The 18,964-nt window shown below is 64.9% G+C and carries 14 protein-coding genes and 1 pseudogene; 6 read left to right on the forward strand and 9 right to left on the reverse strand.

Annotated elements, in window-relative coordinates; translation table 11 throughout:
* Window positions 1-582: 582 nt before the first annotated feature.
* Genes NGM28_RS06595 through NGM28_RS06620 form a run of 6 tightly spaced genes read left to right on the forward strand, consistent with a single transcriptional unit; the run spans window position 583 to window position 6,438 of the window.
* Window positions 583-1,920, forward strand: coding sequence for a UDP-glucose dehydrogenase family protein (locus NGM28_RS06595; RefSeq protein ID WP_252089275.1), 1,338 nt, complete (start codon window positions 583-585; stop codon window positions 1,918-1,920).
* The gene (locus tag NGM28_RS06600) at window positions 1,908-2,918 is read left to right on the forward strand and encodes an NAD-dependent epimerase (protein ID WP_240064423.1); all 1,011 of its coding nucleotides are present in this window, start codon (window positions 1,908-1,910) and stop codon (window positions 2,916-2,918) included. Before NGM28_RS06595 ends, NGM28_RS06600 begins: the two co-directional genes overlap by 13 nt.
* On the forward strand, window positions 2,919-3,650 hold the full coding sequence (locus NGM28_RS06605; protein WP_252089277.1) for a glycosyltransferase: 732 nt from the start codon (window positions 2,919-2,921) through the stop codon (window positions 3,648-3,650).
* Window positions 3,647-3,919 (forward strand): lipid-A-disaccharide synthase N-terminal domain-containing protein, encoded by a 273-nt coding sequence (locus NGM28_RS06610; protein ID WP_240064421.1) that lies wholly within the window; start codon window positions 3,647-3,649, stop codon window positions 3,917-3,919. Before NGM28_RS06605 ends, NGM28_RS06610 begins: the two co-directional genes overlap by 4 nt.
* Window positions 3,920-3,922: 3 nt before the next feature.
* Entirely contained in the window at window positions 3,923-5,479 is a 1,557-nt protein-coding gene (locus NGM28_RS06615; protein WP_252089278.1) for an ArnT family glycosyltransferase, read from the forward strand.
* The gene (locus NGM28_RS06620) at window positions 5,476-6,438 is read left to right on the forward strand and encodes an SdiA-regulated domain-containing protein (RefSeq protein ID WP_252089279.1); all 963 of its coding nucleotides are present in this window, start codon (window positions 5,476-5,478) and stop codon (window positions 6,436-6,438) included. Before NGM28_RS06615 ends, NGM28_RS06620 begins: the two co-directional genes overlap by 4 nt.
* Window positions 6,439-6,638: 200 nt before the next feature.
* Here NGM28_RS06620 and NGM28_RS06625 read toward each other — a convergent pair.
* The 9 genes and pseudogenes from NGM28_RS06625 to NGM28_RS06665 all read right to left on the reverse strand — a co-directional run bounded on the left by NGM28_RS06625 (window position 6,639) and on the right by NGM28_RS06665 (window position 18,888).
* Window positions 6,639-8,824 (reverse strand): annotated as a pseudogene (locus NGM28_RS06625) (TonB-dependent receptor).
* 278 nt (window positions 8,825-9,102) lie between these two features.
* On the reverse strand, window positions 9,103-10,800 hold the full coding sequence (locus NGM28_RS06630; protein ID WP_286088924.1) for a phosphoethanolamine transferase: 1,698 nt from the start codon (window positions 10,798-10,800) through the stop codon (window positions 9,103-9,105).
* 36 nt (window positions 10,801-10,836) lie between these two features.
* Window positions 10,837-11,160, reverse strand: a complete 324-nt coding sequence (locus tag NGM28_RS06635) for a hypothetical protein (RefSeq protein WP_252089280.1) — start codon at window positions 11,158-11,160, stop codon at window positions 10,837-10,839.
* Window positions 11,161-11,471: 311 nt separating this feature from the next.
* Window positions 11,472-12,815: an ATP-binding protein gene (locus NGM28_RS06640; protein ID WP_252089281.1), complete on the reverse strand. Its 1,344-nt coding sequence runs from the start codon at window positions 12,813-12,815 to the stop codon at window positions 11,472-11,474.
* Window positions 12,791-13,456 carry a response regulator gene (locus NGM28_RS06645; RefSeq protein WP_240064414.1) on the reverse strand — a complete coding sequence of 222 codons (666 nt, stop codon included), beginning with the start codon at window positions 13,454-13,456 and terminating at the stop codon, window positions 12,791-12,793. The genes NGM28_RS06640 and NGM28_RS06645 overlap by 25 nt, the downstream gene beginning before the upstream one ends.
* Before the next feature lie 273 nt (window positions 13,457-13,729).
* The gene (locus tag NGM28_RS06650) at window positions 13,730-14,152 is read right to left on the reverse strand and encodes a hypothetical protein (RefSeq protein ID WP_252089282.1); all 423 of its coding nucleotides are present in this window, start codon (window positions 14,150-14,152) and stop codon (window positions 13,730-13,732) included.
* Window positions 14,153-14,168: 16 nt separating this feature from the next.
* Complete coding sequence (locus tag NGM28_RS06655) at window positions 14,169-14,933, reverse strand: COG4705 family protein (RefSeq protein WP_252089283.1); 765 nt, start codon at window positions 14,931-14,933, stop codon at window positions 14,169-14,171.
* 91 nt (window positions 14,934-15,024) lie between these two features.
* The gene (locus NGM28_RS06660) at window positions 15,025-17,391 is read right to left on the reverse strand and encodes a DNA polymerase II (RefSeq protein ID WP_252089284.1); all 2,367 of its coding nucleotides are present in this window, start codon (window positions 17,389-17,391) and stop codon (window positions 15,025-15,027) included.
* 291 nt (window positions 17,392-17,682) lie between these two features.
* A complete protein-coding gene (locus tag NGM28_RS06665; protein ID WP_252089285.1) occupies window positions 17,683-18,888 on the reverse strand; it encodes an MFS transporter in 1,206 nt (401 codons plus the stop codon).
* Window positions 18,889-18,964 lie beyond the last annotated feature (76 nt).

An 18,964-nucleotide genomic window follows, 5' to 3' on the forward strand; every position in this document is an offset into this window, starting at 1 on the left:
GAGGCTAGGCCAGGCAAGGCCCTGCCAGAGGCTAGATAGTTAACACCCGTACAACACTGCCACAGGTGACGGCTCAACCCATGCGGATGGTCGATCTGCATACGCATGCAGTTTCCACCTACCTCCTGTCGGCATTCTGGCCCACGAGGCTGGCAACCAGGACACCACTGGCTACGCTCTAGGCGTGCCCTGAGACCGCCTGTTCAAGGGCCTGCGATCAAACAGCGATCCATTGTTCTTCCTTTGCCCAGCCTCGATTCCGCATAGGGATTGTTTGTCGGATCATCGTTGTCACCGCCCCCTGAAGTCATCCACGTCAAGGAGAGATGTGTGCACTTTGGATTGGTATTCCGTTGCCTGCTGCTCAGCTGGGCAACACTCAGCGCCTTCTCACTTTGCGCAAGGCCCCTGCTCGCGTCGCCCAGGACGGGCGTTGCCATGGGCTGGATGACAGCTTGATTAACAAAACTTAAACAACGTTGTGACATTTTTTTACAGCTTGTAAGCCGAGGCTCTGCACGTCAGCACAGCCCTGCGCGGCATTGGTCATTACCTGCCCAGATTCGATCATGGAGCTGCTAGATGAAGGTGACGGTTTTCGGTACCGGTTATGTAGGCCTCACCCAAGCGGTGTGCCTGGCCCAGGTGGGGCACTCGGTCATGTGCATGGATGTCGACGCCGAGCGGGTCGCCGCCTTGAGCCAAGGGCACTGCCCGATCTTCGAGCCGGGCCTGGCGGCCATGCTGGAGAAGAACCTCGAATGCGGCCGGCTCACCTTCACCACCGATGCCAGGCGGGCCGGCAACCATGCCTCTTTGCTGTTCATCGCCGTCGGCACCCCGCCGCTCGCCGATGGCAGCGCCGACTTGCGCCATGTGTTCGCGGTGGTCGACAGCATCGTGGCGCACGCCGACGGCTCGAGGATAATCGTCAATAAATCCACCTCGCCGGTCGGCACGGTCGATCGCATCAAGGCGCATATCGCCCAGCGCGTGGCCGACAACCGTGGTTTCCAGGTACTCAGCAACCCGGAATTCCTCAAGGAAGGTTCGGCCGTCGACGACTTCATGCGCCCCGAGCGCATCATCATCGGCGGCGCCGGGCCGGCCGAGGTGGAACTGTTGCGCGAACTCTACCTGCCGTTCAGCCGCAACCGCGAAAAGCTCATGGTCATGGACGCGCGCAGTGCCGAGCTGACCAAGTACGCCGCCAACTGCATGCTGGCGACCAAGATTTCCTTCATCAACGAGATCGCCAACCTGGCCGAGCATGTGGGTGCCGATATCGAGATGGTGCGCCGTGGCATCGGCTCGGACCCGCGCATCGGCTACGACTTCATCTACCCCGGCTGCGGCTTCGGCGGCTCGTGCTTCCCCAAGGACCTGCAGGCCCTGCGCAAGTGCGCCGAGGCCGAAGGCTTCGAACCGCACCTGCTGCGCGCGGTGGAGTCGGTCAACGAGCGGCAGAAGAACCGCCTGTTCGACAAGATTGCCCGGCACTACCCCGAGGGTGTGCAAGGCAAGGTCTTCGCGCTCTGGGGCCTGGCCTTCAAGCCCAACACCAATGACATCCGCGAAGCCTCCAGTCGCGTGCTGATCGAAGCCCTGTGGGCCGCGGGCGCGAGGATCCAGGCCCACGACCCCCAGGCCATGGCGGAAATCCAGCGGCACTACGGCGAGCGCGCCGACCTGCGCCTGGTGCACTGCAAGGACGACGCGCTGGAGGGCGCCGACGCCCTGGTGATCGTCACCGAATGGCAGGACTACCGGGTGCTCAACCTGGACCAGGTGCCGCATCTGCTGGCCGACCGGGTGGTGTTCGACGGCCGCAACCTGTTCGAGCCCGAGCACATGGCCGCCGCGGGCCTCACGTACTACGGCATCGGCCGTGGCCAGGTGCAGCCGCCATGCCCGTACTGATCACCGGCGCCGCCGGTTTCATCGGCTACCACCTGGCCCAGCGCCTGTGCCACGAAGGGCTGGAGGTGGTGGGCATCGACAACCTCAACGCCTACTACAGCGTCGAGCTCAAGCACGCGCGCCTGAAACAGCTGGCGCAATGGCCGAACTTTCGCTTCGTGCCCCTCGACATCGCCGACCAGGACGCGCTGCTGCGGCTGTTCGCCGCGCACGATTTCACCGAGGTGATCCACCTGGCCGCCCAGGCCGGCGTGCGCTATTCGCTGGACAACCCTGGCGTGTACGGCCAGTCGAACCTGGTGGGTTTTCTCAACGTGCTCGAGGCCTGCCGCCAGCATCGCCCCCGCCACCTGGTCTACGCCTCCAGCAGCTCGGTCTACGGCGCCAACGCCAAGCTGCCGTTCAGCGTCGAAGACCCGGTGGAGCAGCCGGTCTCGCTGTATGCCGCGAGCAAGCGCGCCAACGAACTGATGGCCCACAGTTACGCGCACCTGTACCAGATCCCCATGACCGGCCTGCGCTTCTTCACCGTGTATGGCCCCTGGGGCCGCCCCGACATGGCGCTGTTCAAGTTCACCCAGGCCATGCTCGAAGGCCGGCCGATCGACCTCTACAACCATGGCCGGATGGGCCGCGACTTCACCTACATCGACGACATCATCGAAAGCATCCACCGCCTGCGCGTCAAACCGCCCCTGGCCGGCGAAGGGCAGCCACCTTGCCAGCTGTTCAACATCGGCCGCGGCGAACCGGTCGAGCTGCTGAGCTTCGTCGAATGCCTGGAGGACGCCCTGGGCATCAAGGCACAGCGCAACTTCCTGCCGTTCCAGCCGGGTGACGTGCACCAGACCTGGGCCGATGTGTCGTCGCTGGCGCGCTGGATCGATTTTTCCCCGAGCACCTCGCTGGAACAGGGTGTGCGGGCATTCGTCGGCTGGTACCGGGATTTCTACACCGGTAGCCGCCGCGCAACCACAACAACGAAACAGGAAGCCTGAATGACCGAACCCCTTGACCTGTCGGTACTGATCCCCGCGAAGAACGAGGTCGACAACCTGCCCTCGCTGCTGGCGGAAATCCGTACTGCACTGGCGAATGAGCGCTATGAAGTGCTGGTGGTCGACGACGGCAGCAGCGACCAGACCCTGGCCATGCTGCAACAGTTGAAGACCGAGGGCTTCCAGCAGCTGCGCATCCTGCGCCACGAGCGCTCCCTGGGCCAGAGCACGTCGATCTGGCATGCCGCCCAGGCTGCCCATGGCCGTTGGTTGGCGACCCTGGATGGTGATGGCCAGAACGACCCGGCGGACATCCCCGGCATGCTCGCGCTGGCACGCGGCAGCGAAGGCATCAAGCTGGTGGCCGGGCACCGGGTCAACCGCCGCGACACGGCCAGCAAGCGCTGGGCCTCGCGCTTCGCCAACGGCCTGCGCAGCCGCCTGCTCAAGGACGCTACCCCCGACACCGGCTGCGGCCTGAAGCTGATCGAGCGCGCGGCCTTCGTCGGCCTGCCCTACTTCGACCACATGCACCGCTTCATCCCGGCGCTGATCCTGCGCCACAACGGCCGCATGCTGGTGCACCCGGTCAACCACCGGCCACGCCATGCCGGCATCTCCAAGTACGGCAACCTCGACCGCGCGCTGGTCGGCATTCTCGACCTGTTCGGGGTCTGGTGGCTGATCCGCCGCACCCGCCTGGACGCCCGCCCACAGGAGTTCGAAGGATGACCCGCGAAACCCTCTGGCTGATCGTCGGCTTCGCCGGCCAGGCCGTGTTCACCGGCCGCTTCGTGCTGCAGTGGCTGTACAGCGAGTTCAAGCGCCGCAGCGTGATCCCGGTGGGCTTCTGGTACCTGAGCATGCTCGGTAGCGCGCTGCTGCTGATCTACGCCATCTACCGCCAGGACCCGGTGTTCATCCTCGGCCAGGCCTTCGGCATCCTCGTCTACCTGCGCAACCTGCAGCTGATCGCCCGCTACAAAGAGCAGAAGGAATAGCCCTTGCCACGTCTCAAGACCCTCGGCGCCGAGCGGCTGGCGCTGGTCGCCCTCGCGTTGTTGCTGATCGGTGCCGGTATCGGCTGGCGCCAGCCGATGAACGTCGATGAAGAGCGCTTTCTCGGCGTCGCCCTGGAAATGCTGCAAAACGGCAACTGGTTCATCCCGCACCGGGCCGCGGAAATCTACGGCGACAAGCCGCCGCTGTTCATGTGGACCGTGGCCCTATTCACAGCCCTGACCGGCCTGCCCAAGGTCGCCCTGTACCTGCCTGGGCTGCTGTCGGCGGCGACCATCACCCTGGTCCTGCACGACCTCGGCCGGCGCCTGTGGAACCGGCGGGTCGGGCGCATTGCCGCGCTGCTGTTCCTGGCCACCTACCAGACCTACAGCATCCTGCGCACCGGGCAGATCGACAGCTTCCTCTGCCTGTGGGTGGCGCTGGGTTTCTACGGCATGGTCCGCCATTTGCTGCTGGGGCCAGCCTGGGGCTGGTTCTACCTGGCCTGCACGGCCATGGGGCTGGGCATCATCAGCAAGGGCGTGGGCTTCGTCCCGGCGCTGATGCTGCTGCCCTACGCCTGGGCCGTGCGCCGGGGCTGGCGCGGGGTCGTGGCCATGCCCGGCCAGGGCTGGCGCTGGAGCCTGGGGTTCATCTGGCTGCTGGTCGGTTGCGCGGTGTGGCTGCTGCCGTTGCTGGTGTCGATCACCCAAGGCGGTGGCGCGGCGGAGCTGGCCTATCTGAAAGAGATCCTGCTGCGCCAGACGGCCAATCGCTATGCCAATGCCTGGGACCACCGTGAACCGTTCTGGTACTTCTTCGTCGAGGTCATCCCCAAGTACTGGCTGCCCCTGATCCTGGCCCTGCCCTGGCTGGTGCCAGCCTGGCGCAAGCAGCTGCAAAAGCGCGACGGGCGCATCCTCCTGCTGCTCGGCTGGGTGGCGCTGGTGCTGCTGTTCTTCAGCCTGAGCAGCGGCAAGCGCAAGCTCTACATCTTCCCGGCTTTGCCGGGCCTGGTGCTGGCCATCGCGCCGTTGCTGCCCTGGTTGCTCAAGCGCTGGTTCCAGCAGCGGCCGGGCTGGCGCAAGGTATTCGTTGCCGTTGCGATGGTGTGGTTCTGCCTGTGGTTCGCCCGAGGTTTCATAGAACCCGTCAAGGACGGCCGCAACCCCCACGAAACCCTGATGGCCGATGCCGCCCGGGCCACCGGTGGCGCTGAACTGGTACTGGTCAACTGGCGCGAGGGGCATTGGTTGTTCGCTCGCCAGCCGATCGTCCACTTCGGCTTCAGCGGCAAGGCCGTGGCGGATTCGGCCGTCTACTGGCTGCGCCAGCACCCCAGGGCCTTTGCCCTGATCCCGGCAGCCGAACTGGGCCGCTGCTTCAGCGCCGACAAAGCGCGCAAGCTTGGCGACACCTCGCGGCATGAATGGTATGTGGTTGGCGCCGACGCCGACAACGGCCAATGCCAGGCCGCGCCACCCGCCCAGGTCTACCACTTCGCCTGGGCCGACACGCCTGGGAATCTGCAAGCCGCCAAGGAGGGCAGCCGGCAATGACCACCCAGACTCTATCGACCCAGCGTTGGCGCTGGTGGCAACGTCTCAACCGCTGGTTCCTGATCGGCGGTGTGACCGTCCTGGTGGCCCTGAGCCTGATCGGCATCGAAGCCGCCCGCTCGTTCTGGCCCCAGCAACTCTACGCCCATTTGAGCAATCGCTGGACCGGCGACACGGCACCTGGGCAGAACATCTGGCTGCCGGCCTACCAGGTGGTGATCGACGCCAAGGTGGTGGAGCAAGGCCTGGACAACCTCTCCGGTATCACCTACGACTACGACCGCGACCGGCTGCTGGCGATCACCAACGGCACGCCCATGGAAATCCTCGAGCTGAGCAAGCAAGGCGAGATCCAGGCACGCTATCCGCTGGTGGGTTTCCAGGACACCGAAGGGCTGGCGTACCTGGGCAACGGTCGCCTGGCCATCAGCGATGAGATGCTGCAGCGACTGGATGTGATCACCCTGCCCGCAACACCTCAACCGATCCACGCCGACCAGGCCAGCTGGATCACCTTGGACATCAACCCGAGTCTTCACAACAAAGGCTTCGAGGGCGTGACCTACGACGCCCGCCATGACCGCCTCTATGCCATCAAGGAACGTGGCCCGCGGCAACTGTTCGAAGTCACCGGCATGCTCGCGGCGTTGAACGGCGGGCCCGTGCAGCTCACCGTCAGTGACCGGCGCGACTGGGTCAAGCGCAGCGTGTTCGCCACTGACCTTTCAGACGGCCACTTCGACCCGCGCACCGGCCACCTGCTGGTGCTCAGCGACCAGTCGAAGAACATCACCGAGCTGGATGGCGAAGGCCGCTTCGTCAGTATCCGTTCCTTGCGCGCCGGCATTGGCGGGCTGCACCGCGATGCGCCGCAGCCAGAAGGCATGACCATGGACAGCGACGGCAACCTCTATGTGGTGAGCGAACCGAACCTGTTCTACCTGTTCAAGAAGCCCTGAGCATTCAGCGCAGTACCTGTGGGAGTGGGTTCCCCCGCGAAACTGACACCGCGGTGCCTGGCACCCACTTCGCGGGTGTTCGCCGGCAAGGCCGGCTCCTACGGGTTTGCTGCAAGTCCCTGGTTCAGCGCAGTACCCGCAAAAAAAGGCACCACCATCCATCCGTAGTCGACCGTGGCCGACAGTTGCAGGTGCTGCGGTCAGAACCTGAAGTTCGCCGTCAGCTCCGCCGAGCGTCCCGGTGCCACCGTGGCGAACAACCCGACGTGGGACGCATCGTAGATGGTTTCGTCGGTCAGGTTGAGCACGTTCAGCTGCAGATCGAGGTTCTTGCTGACCTTGTAGGCCAGCATTGCGTCATAGCGCCAGTAGTCATCGATGCTGACCGTGTTGGCATCGTTCATGTAGCGCTGGTCCATGTAGTTGGCCCCGGCCCCCACGGTCCAGCGGTCGGTGAGGTCGTAGGAGGTCCACAAGCTGAAGCTGTTCGGCGCGATGAACTTGGCGCGGTTGCCGTCGTTGCTGCCATCGCCACCCGACTTCACCACTTCGGTGTCCAGGTAGGTGTAGCCGGCCCAGACCGCCCAGGCGTCGGTGATGCGCCCGGTCGCCCCCAGTTCGATGCCGGTGACGCGCTGGTCGCCATCCAGGGCCACCAGGCCCGTGGTCGGGTCGGTGACCCGGGCGTTGGTCTTCTCGGTACGGAACACCGCGGCGGTCAGCGACAGCTGTTCGTTGAACACGTCCCACTTGGTGCCCAGTTCCAGGCTGCGGGATTTCTCCGGATCCAGGTTGGCCTTGTTGCCATTGAGGTTGCCCGCCCCGGCACCGTCGGCGCCACCGGACTGGGTGTTCTCGCCGGAGGGGTTGGACGAGGTGCCGTAGGACAGGTAGATGCTGCCGTTGGGCAACGGCTTGAATACGATACCCACCTGGTAGTTCCAGAGTTCGCTGGACGATTCGGCCCCGCCCGCGACGCGGTTCTTCACCTCGTAGTCGTCGTAGCGCAGCCCCAGGTTCAGGTCCCACTGTTCATGCAGCGCCAACGTGTCAAAGACATACAGCGACTTGACGTCGGTCTGGTACTTGCTGGTGACCTGGCCGGTCCCGGGCAGCAGGGTCCAGCCGCCATCGTGCGGGTTGGGGTTGTGCAGGTCGCCGGGACGGCCGTTGTTGCCGGCATGCTTGTCCTTGTCGGTGTGGTTTCGCGGCTGAACTCCATGCCCGCGGAATAGCTGTGCTTGATGCCGCCGGTGTGGAAGGTGCCGAACAGGTCGGTCTGGTTGATCAGCGACGTGTTGACCACGTTGCGGGGCCGGAACCCACGCGGTACCAGGCCGTTCTGTTCCTGCTCGGCATTGGCGAACACAGGCCGGCTCATCACGTAGTTCTGCATGCTGCGCCCGCCACGCAAGGTGTTGCGTACGGTCAGCTCAGGCCTGAACTCATGCTCGAGCACCAGGGTCGCGAGGTCGGCGGAGGTCTTGCGAAAATCACGGTCGACCAGCCCGTAGAAGTTGTCGCGGTCGACGTCCACGGGCTTGTTGTGGATCAGCGAGATGGGGTGGCCCTGGTCGGGGATGTCATCGGTCTCGAGGTGGTAGTAGCTGGCGGTGACCCGGGTCGGGCCCTGCAGCCCCCAGGTGATGGTCGGCGCGATGCCCCAGCGCTTGACCTCGACCTCGTCGCGGCCGGGAGTGTCGGCCTCGTGCTTCATGGCGTTCAGGCGAAACGCCAGGTCCTGCTCGGGCAGGTACTGGTTGATGTCCAGGGTGTTGCGCCACAGCTGGTCGGTACCCATGGTCACGCTGCCGGCGATGAAGTCCTCGGCCTTCGCCGCCTTGCTCACCAGGTTGATCGAGCCGCCGGTGGAGCCCCGGCCACTGTAGGCCGAGCCCGGGCCCTTGACGATCTCGACCGACTCGACGTTGAACGCTTCGTGGGACATGCGCCCCAGGTCGCGCAAGCCATCGATCTGGATATCGGTGCTGGCTTCGAAACCACGGATGAAGGGCCGGTCGCCCAGCGGCGTCCCGCCTTCCCCTGCACCCAGGGTGATGCCCGGCGTGGTGCGCAGGACGTCGGCCAGCGAGGTGGCGCCACGCTCCTTGATCAGGGTCTCGTTGATGATGGTGATCGACTTGGGTACTTCCCGAAGCGGGGCGGTGAACTTGGGCGAAGACAGCTCGTCGACCTTGAATGTGTCGGCGTGGTGCGTGCCTTTTACAGCGGTGGCGTCCAGCTCCAGGACGGAGGGTGGCCGGGGTTCGCCAGATTCGGATGCCTGCGCCAGGCTCGGCGCAGAGCACGAGGCCAAGGCCAGGCCGAGCGCGGTGTACAGATGACCGGAGTCATAACGACGTGTTGTTTCAGCATTGTCTGCCATTTGATTGCCATCACCCTTGAAATGATGCGCAATCCTATTTACGACGAATTATTGAAAACAGCACATTTACAAAATTTACGCGAAGTAACACGGTGTTTCAAATATGAAATGATTACTTATTTAGTTACATATATTTACTTACACTTTCTCATTTTAAATAAATACATCTCCTGTAGGAGCGGCTTTAGCCGCGATGCAGGCAAAACGGTGCCTGGCACCCGCTTCGCGGGTGATCGCGGCTAAAGCCGCTCCTACAGAGGTGGTGCCAAAGCAAGGGGTTACTGCTCGGCAACCTGCCCCACTGCCGGCATCTCCCCCGCCAGATGCCCGGCCTGGCAAGGCTGGAACATATCCAGTTGTGCACGGTAGACCGAGGTCTGCACATCCATCAGGCCCAGCACCGAGTGGAACAGGTTGTCATGGGACAACTCCGCCCCCGTGCGTTGCTCCATGCAGGTCAACGACAGCCCACGGCGCGCCGCCAACTGCGGGGACATCCACAGCACCATGGGCACGTGGGTCTGCTCCTTGGGCGCCATGGCATAGGGCAACCCGTGCAGGAACACGCCCTTCTCCCCCAGCGATTCGCCGTGGTCCGACACGTACAGCATCGCGCTGTCGAAACGCGCGGCGTTGCCTTTGAGCAGGTCGATCACCTGCCCCAGCACATGGTCCGAATACAGCACCGAGTTGTCATAGGCGTTGCGGATGGTCTGCTCTTCGCACTGGTCTAGCTGGTTGTCCTTGCACACTGGCGTGAAGCGTTCGAAGGCCGCCGGGTAGCGCTTGTAGTAGGCCGGGCCGTGGCTGCCCTTCATATGCAGCACCACGACCGTGGTGTCGCTGCGCTGATCGAGGTAGCCCTGCAGGCCCGACAGCAGCACTTCGTCGAAGCACTCGCCCTTGCTGCACACTTGGGCGACGTCGGCATGGGACAGGTCCTCGGTCGGCACCCGGTCACAAGCCCCCTTGCAGCCGGAGTTGTTGTCCCGCCACAGCACCGAGACCCCGGCACGTTGCAGCACGTCGAGCAGCCCTTCACGATGATCGGCGTACTGGCTTTTCCATTGCTGGCGGCCCAGGTCCTGGAACATGCAGGGCACTGAAATGGCGGTGGCGGTTCCGCAGGCGCTGACATCACGGAAGCTGAGCACCTGCCGGCGCGCCAGCTCGGGGTTGGTGGCCCGCTCATAGCCATTGAGGGAGAAGTTCATGGCCCTGGCGGTCTCGCCGACCACCAGCACCAGCAGCTTGGGCCGGCCACCCGTGCCGGCCTCGACCCGTAGCTGCGCATCGAGGCCGACCTGCACGAAGGCCTCGGGCTTGTCGAAGGTGCGCTTGGCATAGCTGTGCACCGCGCCCAGCACGTTCGAGGGCACCAGGATCAGGCGTACTTCCCGGTTGTTGCGCAACAGCGAAGCGTAGGACTGATACTGCGTGGCCACGATCACCCCAACCATGGCCAGCACCAGCGCCAGGCTGCCCAGGCGCCAGGCGGCCTGGCGCCGCCAGCGCGGCCGGGCCAGCGGCAGGCGGCAGACCACCAGCGCGGGCAGCACGCCGGTCAGCAGCAGCCAAAAAAGCAGGCCGGGGCTCAGCAGGTCACGCGCCTCGGCCGGGTCGGTCTGGATGACGTTGGTCAGCATCGAGGCGTCGATGACGATGCCGTAGCGCGAGATGAAGTAGCTCGCGGCGGACGCCACGAGGATCAAGATGACCAGCACGGGGCGCAGCAGCCGCCCCCAACACAGCGCCCAGAGAATGATGAAATGCCAGGCCAGCACAAACAGTGGCAGGCTGATCAGGAACAGCGGATTACCGTTGTCGAAACCGTCGATGGCGCGCCAGACGGTCGACCAGAACACCGAGTTGACGGCAACCGTCATCCATATGGCGACCAATAAAATAACGCCCAGTGGATTGATGCCCTTTTTCAAGCCAACTTCGGCGCGTGCAGCTACAGCGTCCCTGTTCATGAACTTACTGCTCCCCAACTTATTAATGCTTTGGATCTAGTTATGTGATGGAAACTTGCGACTGCGAATCAAGTCATGGCACTTGATGATCAGCACCATGCCCCAAGGAATGATCAGGCCCACGCTGGTCAGCACGAACAGCAGGCTGTTGCGCTCGGCCACCCGGAAAAAGTCCAGCAGTGCGCAGACCATCACCAGCAAAAGCCCCAATGCCGAAACGGCGCCAGGCTTGCCCGGGTGATCGTGGAACAGCGGATGATGCTGGATATAGCCGACCAGCCAGAGAAAGACCCAGCTCATGATCGAGGCCATGAACACCATGAGAAACAGCAAGCGATAAGCAAACATGGTGTCAGGCATGACCCGCGCCTCCGTTCTTTTGAACGCGCATGGCCATCCTTTTAAGGTGTGTCGAATGAAAAACTCGTTAAAAAAACATGCGGAATATATCCGGGCACCCCACAGGGGTTGCCTTTACGCATGTAGAAGTTCGAGTCATTGCCCGAATCGAATGCTTCGGGCAGAGGGTAATCTCGCCTCGCAGGGTGATCTGCAAGTCGAGTGCAACTGAAAACGTGGTGCATGAGCAGGCAATCCTTGTCCACTCCCACAATTGGGAACGCCTAGACTCTAGCAGCCCCTGCGCCGTCCGCTAGCCGCCATTGAAACTTTCACTTGGGCCAACGCAGGCACACCCGCCAACCCACTTGCCGGGTTGCATCGGCAAAGCCCACGACGATCACGCCACCCGTACGCTGGACAATGCCCTGCACGATGGAGAGGCCCAGCCCGGCGCCTTCCTCCTGACGCCCCTGGCCACGATAGAACGGGTCGAACACCCGCTCCCACTCCATCGGGTCGATGCCCGGGCCGTCGTCGCGCACACACAGTTGCACCACTGTTGGGGTCTGTTCCACCTGCACATCAACCTGCCCACCGACCGGTGCATGGCGAATGGCATTTTCGACCAGGTTCCTGATCACGGCGCGAAGCTCGATGTCGCGGATGCTCAAGCGTGCATCCTCCCCTTCGACGCCGATATCGAGTTGCTTGCGCTGGGCCAACGGCATGAGGTCCTCCAGCACCGCGCGGCAGGCTTCATGCAACGACACCGTACCCGAGGGCTGCACCGCCAACTGCGCGCCGGCCAGGGCCAGCAGCTGCTCGACGAGCTTGCGGCTCCTGCCGATCCCACGGCGCAACTGCGCCACTTGCGCCTGAGCAGCTGCGCACGTCACGGCAGCCTCGAGCCCCTCCGCCTGCAGCGACAAGGCCGTCAGCGGGGTGCGCAACTCATGGGCGGCATCGGCGACAAAGCGCTTCTGCCCCTCCAGCGTGCGCGCGACACGCGCCAGCAGCCGGTTGATGGCATGCACGAAGGGGCGGATCTCGCTGGCCAGCGCCTGGTCGTCGATCGGCCGCAGGTCCTGGTCCTCACGGCGGTCGAGCGTCGCCGCCAGCGTCGCGACAGGCCTGAACAATTTACGAATCAGGTCGGCGACCACCAGCAACAGGATCGGAAAGAGGATGGCGAACGGCAGCAACGCACGCCAGGCGCTCTCGCGGGCGTCGCGGTTGCGGCTATCGATCTCCTGGGCCACCACCAGACGCTCGCCGGCAGCGTTGCCGACCACCAGGACGCGAAACGGCTCGCCACCGACCTCGACGGTCGACAAGCCATCGGCGACCGTGGCGAGAATGGGCAGCGGCAGCCGGCTGTCATCGCCATGTGATGCCTGGGCGCCATCGGCCAGGAACTGGATGACGATGCGGGTTTCCTCGTCATCCTCCATCGCCGTCACCGGGTTGCCGGCATAGCGGAAGGTGATGCCTTGCCGAGCGTACAAGGCCGCGACCTGGCGCAGGCTGTTGTCCTGGAACTCCAGCGCCTCATCGTAGGCCGAGACATAGCTGAAGATCCCGGTCAGGGCAGCCACCAGCAGGATCGCCAGCGACAACGCCAGTGACAGGCGCACTTGCAGCGAATACCTCACGCGCCCTTCGAGACCATCCATCCCAACCCCCTGACATTGCGGATCACGTCCTTGCCCAACTTGCGGCGCAGGCCATGGATAAGAAACTCCACGGCGTTGCTCTCGACTTCATTGCCCCAACCGTAGAGCCGGTCTTCGAGCTCGGCACGCGACAGGATCGCGCCAGGGCGTACCAAAAGCGCCTGCAGCAAGGCGAATTCACGGCTGGACAGCTGGACCGCATCCTGGTCCTGCACACGCGCGCATTTCGAGGCCGGATCGAGGGTGACCGTGCCATTGCCCAGTTCGGGGGCCGCACGCCCACCTTTGCGGCGCATCACCGCACGCATCCTGGCAAGCAATTCGGCCATCTCGAAGGGTTTCTGCAGGAAGTCGTCCGCGCCGCCATCAAGCCCATTCAGGCGATCTTCCAGCCCTGGACGAGCGGTGATGATGAGCAGCGGCACCGGGTTGTCCGCGGCGCGCAGGCGTTGCAGCACCTGCAGGCCATCCTGCCCCGGCAGGCCGAGATCGAGCAGGACCTGATCGTAGTGTTGCGTGCGCAGCGCCGCCTCGGCGGCCAGGCCGTCGTCGACCCAGTCGACGGCGTAGCCCGCCGCCTCCAGTGCAGCCTGGAGCGCTTGCGCGATCATGGCGTCGTCCTCGACCAGCAGTACTCGCATGGTGTCTCCCGTCATGCGCATCAATGCCCCACCGTCACCCCGTGCTCCGCGGGCAAGGCCGCTCCCACAGGGACCGCGTCAACTTCAAGCCTTGCGCGCTCCCTGTAGGAGCGGCCTTGTGCCGCGAAAGGGCCGCAAAGCGGCCCCGGCGATCGTTGAGTCAACGCTGAAACCCTTGGGCTGCCACGCAGCCCATTCGCGGCACAAGGCCGCTCCTACAGGGGCACTGCCCTGAGAGGCAACGATAGCCCTCACGACACCGAAGCAACAGCCTCACCCTTGCCGTGGGCCCTGCAGCGCGTCGAAGACCTTGAGCAGGTCGTCCAGCGCCGCCTGGCAATCAGCCTGGCTTGGCTGCCCGGCCCGCAAGGCGTCGAGCGAGTGGTCGATGGCCTTGTCCAGCAGGTGCCAGTCGCTGGCGGCCCGAGGCTTGATGCTCGCTTCGGCGTCGTCCCAGGTTTTCTCCAAGTCCTTGATGCGGGTCTTGGCCCCCGGAAGGTCCTGGGCCCGCACCTTCGCCGCCACGTCCTGGGCGATGGCACGAAAGGCGCCGAGATCACCCAGTTTGCTGGGAGTGTGGATCCCGGCGCTCACCTGCGGCGTATCCTCGGCCTTGGAGCAGCCTTGGGTAAGACCAACCACGCTGGCGAGACAGGCGATCATCAGGGTGGTGAGCAACATGCGATTCGACATCATGGGGTAAACCTCGTTTTCAGGGAGCAAGCCGTCTGGACTGGGCGACACCGAACTGGGCCACGCCAACCAGGAGGAAAATGACGCAGAGGAACATGGCACTGGTCCAGGTGGCCCCCATGCCGAGGCCACCGTAGTCGCGCGACTGGGTGAGCAGGTCGCCTAGCGAGGCACCCAGCGGACGTGTCAGGACGTAGGCGACCCAGAACACCAGCACCGTGTTGCCCCCCAGCCGCCACGCGAGCAGGCAGCCGCCGATCAGCGCGCCGAAGATCAGCGTGCCGAGGCCAAAACCAAGGCCCAGCGCCTCGGTGGCCAGGTCGCCAGCGGCCGTGCCCAGGGCGAAGGTGCACAGTACCGTGGCCCAGTAGAACAGCTCACGCCGCGGGGTGACGATCTGGCGAATGGAGAGGTTGCGCTCCACCGCGTACCAGACCGCGAAGTTGACGATCAGCAGCACGGAGAACACCGCCGTGCTGGTGTAGAGGCTGACATCCAGCACATCGGTGAGGATGTCGGTGATCTGGGTGCCCAGGATGCTCACCAACACCACGCTCAACCAGTAAACCCAGGGCTCGCATTCGCGCTTGCGCAGTTGCATGGCCAGCGCACCGGCCAGCAACAGGGCCATCACCACACTGGTGATGCCCAACCCCCAACCGATGTCGACGGCGAGAAAGTCGGCGAAGGTCTCGCCGACGGTGGTGGACATGATCTTGATGATCCAGAAGGACAGCGTCACTTCCGGAACCTTGTTGAGCCAACCTCTGTGCGCTGCGGTCATTGCCGATACCTCCCAGGGACCTGTCGCGGTTTCTGGGGAGGGAGGCTACCGGGCAAGACTTAGGAGAACCTGAGCGTGGCCGGCCGCCGCTCTAGAAGTTGAAAGTGAGTTGCTTGAGGCTGCGCAGGTCGATGCTGCGCTCGGCAACGAAGGGCAGGATGGCGTCGGCCACCGGCTGCAACTGCCGGGTCAGGTAGTGCTCGTGGTCGATGGGCGCCTGGCGGTTTTCCAGCGGCTCGGGGCCGGCCGTGGTGATGACATAGCTGATCCAGCCGCCACGTTGATACTGCAGCGGGCGCCCGAGGCGGCGGTTGTACTCGTCCGCAAGCCTTGCGGCGCGCACATGGGGCGGCACGTTGCGCTGGTAGTCGGCCAGCGGACGGCGCAGGCGCTTGCGGTAGATCAGCAGTTCGTCCAGCTCGCCGGCCATCGTGCGCTCCACGTAGTCGCGCAGATAGTCACGATACGGCTGCCCGCGGAAGATCCGCCCATAGAGCTCCTGCTGGAACTGGCGGGCCAGGGGCGACCAGTCGGTGCGCACCGACTCCAGCCCCTTGTAGACCATCTCCTCGCTGCCGTCGGCACGGCGCACCAGGCCGGCGTAGCGCTTCTTGCTGCCCTCCTCCGCGCCACGGATGGTCGGCATCAGAAAGCGCCGGTAATGGGTTTCGTACTGCAATTCCAGGGCGCTTTCCAGGCCCATGGTTTCACCCAGGTGCCGGCGCCACCACTGGTTGACCTCGGCCACCAGCTCGCGGCCGATACGGGCTGCCGCGTCTTCGTCGTGGGCGCCCTTGAGCCAGACGAAGGTGGAATCGGTGTCGCCATAGATCACGTCGAATCCGCGCGCCTCGATCAACAGCCGGGTCTGGCGCATGATCTGGTGCCCGCGCATCGTGATCGACGAGGCCAGGCGCGGGTCGAAGAAACGGCAGCCGCTGGAACCAAGCACCCCGTAGAAGGCGTTCATGATGATTTTCAACGCCTGGGACAAGGCCGCATTGCCGTCGCGCTTGGCCGCCTCGCGCCCCTGCCACACGCGCTCGACGATGGCCGGCAGGCAGTGCTGGCGGCGCGAGAAGCGCGCACCACGAAAGCCTTCGACCGAATGCGCGTCGTCCGTTTGACGCAGGCCTTCGACCAGGCCCACCGGGTCGATCAGGAAAGTGCGGATGATCGAGGGATACAGGCTCTTGTAGTCCAGCACCAGCACCGAATCGTACAACCCGGGCCGCGAGTCCATGACGAAACCGCCCGGGCTGGCTTCTCCCTCGCGGCTGCCCAGGTTCGGCGCGACATAGCCCATCCGGTGCATGTGCGGGATGTACAGGTGGCAGAACGCGGCCACCGAGCCGCCGCTGCGGTCCACCGCCAGGCCGGTGACCGACGCCCGTTCGAGGAGGAAGTCGAGCAGCCGGGTGTGGGCGAAGATCCGCGTGACCAGCTCGCAGTCCTTGAGGTTGTAACGGGCCAGGGCCGGCTTGTCCTCAGCGAACATACGGTTGATCTCGTCCATCCGCTGGTACGGCGTGTCGATGGCCTTGCCTTCACCCAACAAGTGCTGGGCAACGCTTTCCAGGCTGAACGACGGGAAGCTCCAGGTCGCCGAACGTAAGGCCTCGATGCCATCGATCAGCAACCGGCCGGGCGCCTCGGCGAAGAAGTGGCTGCGGCTGCCGTGCTCGCGCAGGTGCATTGGCGCGCCATCGCGGCCCAGGCACAACGGCACGTTGAGGCGCTGGGCATGCTCGTGCAGCAGGCGCAGGTCGAACTGCACCAGGTTCCAGCCGATGATCGCGTCCGGGTCATGGCGGGCCAGCCACTGGTTGAGGTTGTCGATCAGCGCGGCACGGTCGGCGCAGTAATGCAGGGCGAAGTCCACCTCGCAGGCCGTGCCGTTGGCCGGGCCGAGCATGTACACGTCGCGCTGGCCGCAACCTTCCAGGGCGATGCTGTACAGCTCGCCGCGCTCGCTGGTTTCGATGTCCAGCGACACCAGGCGCAGGGGTGGGCGGTAGTCCGGATCGTGCTTGAGCTGGGCGTCGTGCAGTACGCCGTGGTCGTCGGGGCGGCCGTCGAAACGCACCGGGGCGGTGATGAAACGCTCCATCAGGTAGCGCTCGGGGGGGCGGATGTCGGCCTCGTAGACTTCTACGCCGGCGCTGCGCAGGCGCTTGTCGAGGGCGATCAGCTGACGGTGCTGCTGGCAGTACAGGCCCAGCACCGGGCGCTGGTCGAAGTCACGCAGTTGCAGGGGCTTGAGCGCGACGCCCTGCTCGCCCGCCAACAACGCCCTGGCGTGCTCGCCGTGCTCGACGGGAATGAACGCCACCGAGGGTTGCGCGGCCAGGCGCAGGCGCCGCGGCCCCTGGTCGGTGGCCAGCCAGTACTCCACGCAAGTGCCTTCGGGCGTGTCATGCCAATGACGGGTTAGGACAAACCCCTGTTGCAGCTGCACCGCATGAACCTCTGGTCGTCGTGCTCGATGGCTGATTCTACCGCCTAACCGCGCCAGACGATGCATTCCTGTAGGCGCCTGGTTCGCCGGCACGGCCGGTGCCATCCACCGCGTCGCCTGGTTCGCCGGCAAGGCCGGCTCCTACAAAGTGTGCCACGACCTCAGGTATCGATCTCAACGACGCCGGACTCCTGTGTAGGAGCCGGCTTGCCGGCGAACACCGGCACGGCCGGTGCCATCCACCGCGTCGCCTGGTTCGCCGGCAAGGCCGGCTCCTACAGGGGGCGCAGGCTATCTTGCGCCAGCAACAAATCCCGATCGCCGCCCGCTGAAGGCCAGCAACCACGCCACTGCAACCAGCACGAGCACCACCGCGCCAAACGACCCAACCCCCGCGCCCGTCAATAACAACCCGCCCACGATCCCGCCCAGGGCAATCGCGCTATTCCACACCGTCACCAACATCGACTGGGCGACATCCCCGCCCTCGCCCGCCGCATCGGCGCAGGCTGTCTGCAGCAAGGTCGGCGCGCCGCCATAGGTCAGCCCCCACAAAGCCACGCTGCCATGCACCAGCCAAGTCGAACCCTGCAGATGCCCAAGCGCCAGGGTCGCCAAGGCGAACCCGCCCAGGCTGAGCAACACCAGCCCACGCAGGCGCCGGTCGACACCCAACCCGACCAGCACGATCCCCGCCAGCGAGGCCAGGCCGAAGGTCATCAGCACCTGGCCCACCTCCCCTGCCAGACCCGCCGCCGCCAGCAACGGCACGATGTAGGTGTACAGAATGTTATGCCCGAGGATCCACGCCAGGATCACCAGCAGCACCCGCGCCACCCCCGGCGTGCGCAGCACCTGCGAGGCCGCCGGGCGTCTACCGGCCACCTGCCCCGGAAAATCCGGCACGGCCCGCAGCACCCAGGCCGCCAGCAGCAACGCGGCCAGGGTCACCACCACGAAGGTGGCACGCCAGCCCAGCCAGGCCCCCAGCCAGGTGGCAATGGGCAGCCCCAGCGACAAGGCGATGGGCTGCCCAAGCATGGCCACCGCCATCGCCTTGCCCTGCTGCGCCGGCGCCACCATGCGCCGCGCATGCCCGGCGATCAAGCCCCAGGCCAGCCCGCCGGCGGCGCCGCTCAGGAAGCGCAGCACCAGTGTCAGGTGATTGTCGCTGGAGAGCGCGGTCAGGCCGTTGAACAGGATGAAACCGCCAATGGCCAGCAACAACGCACGCCGGCGCCACCACCCCTGGGTCAGGGTCACCAGCGGGATGGCGGTGAGCAGCGAGCCGAGCGCGTAGGCAGTGACCCACTGCCCGGCCATGGCCTGACTGATCGCCATGCCATCGGCGATCTGGTCGAGCAGGCCCGCCGGCAACGTTTCACTGAGAATCGCGATGAAGCCGGTCAGGGCCAGGGCCAGCAGGCCGCTCAACGGCAGCCGTGCGGCACTGGCGGCGGGTTCATTGACGCTGGCCGCGGTGGATGTGGAATTCATGGGTGCCTCCTGGGTTCAATCGAGGCAAGCATCTTGCGGTGTTGCGGTATTCCGGAAAAAGACGGGTAGAATTCCG

The organism is Pseudomonas sp. MWU13-3659 (assembly GCF_023757525.1).
Classification (GTDB): domain Bacteria; phylum Pseudomonadota; class Gammaproteobacteria; order Pseudomonadales; family Pseudomonadaceae; genus Aquipseudomonas; species Aquipseudomonas entomophila_E.

Bases quoted from the DNA above. Each gene is read 5' to 3' on its own strand.
- NGM28_RS06595 (WP_252089275.1), top strand. From the start codon at position 583: ATGAAGGTGACGGTTTTCGGTACCGGTTATGTAGGCCTCACCCAAGCG.
- NGM28_RS06600 (WP_240064423.1), top strand. From the start codon at position 1,908: ATGCCCGTACTGATCACCGGCGCCGCCGGTTTCATCGGCTACCACCTG.
- NGM28_RS06605 (WP_252089277.1), top strand. From the start codon at position 2,919: ATGACCGAACCCCTTGACCTGTCGGTACTGATCCCCGCGAAGAACGAG.
- NGM28_RS06610 (WP_240064421.1), top strand. From the start codon at position 3,647: ATGACCCGCGAAACCCTCTGGCTGATCGTCGGCTTCGCCGGCCAGGCC.
- NGM28_RS06620 (WP_252089279.1), top strand. From the start codon at position 5,476: ATGACCACCCAGACTCTATCGACCCAGCGTTGGCGCTGGTGGCAACGT.
- NGM28_RS06630 (WP_286088924.1), bottom strand. From the start codon at position 10,800: ATGAACAGGGACGCTGTAGCTGCACGCGCCGAAGTTGGCTTGAAAAAG.
- NGM28_RS06635 (WP_252089280.1), bottom strand. From the start codon at position 11,160: ATGCCTGACACCATGTTTGCTTATCGCTTGCTGTTTCTCATGGTGTTC.
- NGM28_RS06640 (WP_252089281.1), bottom strand. From the start codon at position 12,815: ATGGATGGTCTCGAAGGGCGCGTGAGGTATTCGCTGCAAGTGCGCCTG.
- NGM28_RS06645 (WP_240064414.1), bottom strand. From the start codon at position 13,456: ATGCGAGTACTGCTGGTCGAGGACGACGCCATGATCGCGCAAGCGCTC.
- NGM28_RS06650 (WP_252089282.1), bottom strand. From the start codon at position 14,152: ATGATGTCGAATCGCATGTTGCTCACCACCCTGATGATCGCCTGTCTC.
- NGM28_RS06655 (WP_252089283.1), bottom strand. From the start codon at position 14,933: ATGACCGCAGCGCACAGAGGTTGGCTCAACAAGGTTCCGGAAGTGACG.
- NGM28_RS06665 (WP_252089285.1), bottom strand. From the start codon at position 18,888: ATGAATTCCACATCCACCGCGGCCAGCGTCAATGAACCCGCCGCCAGT.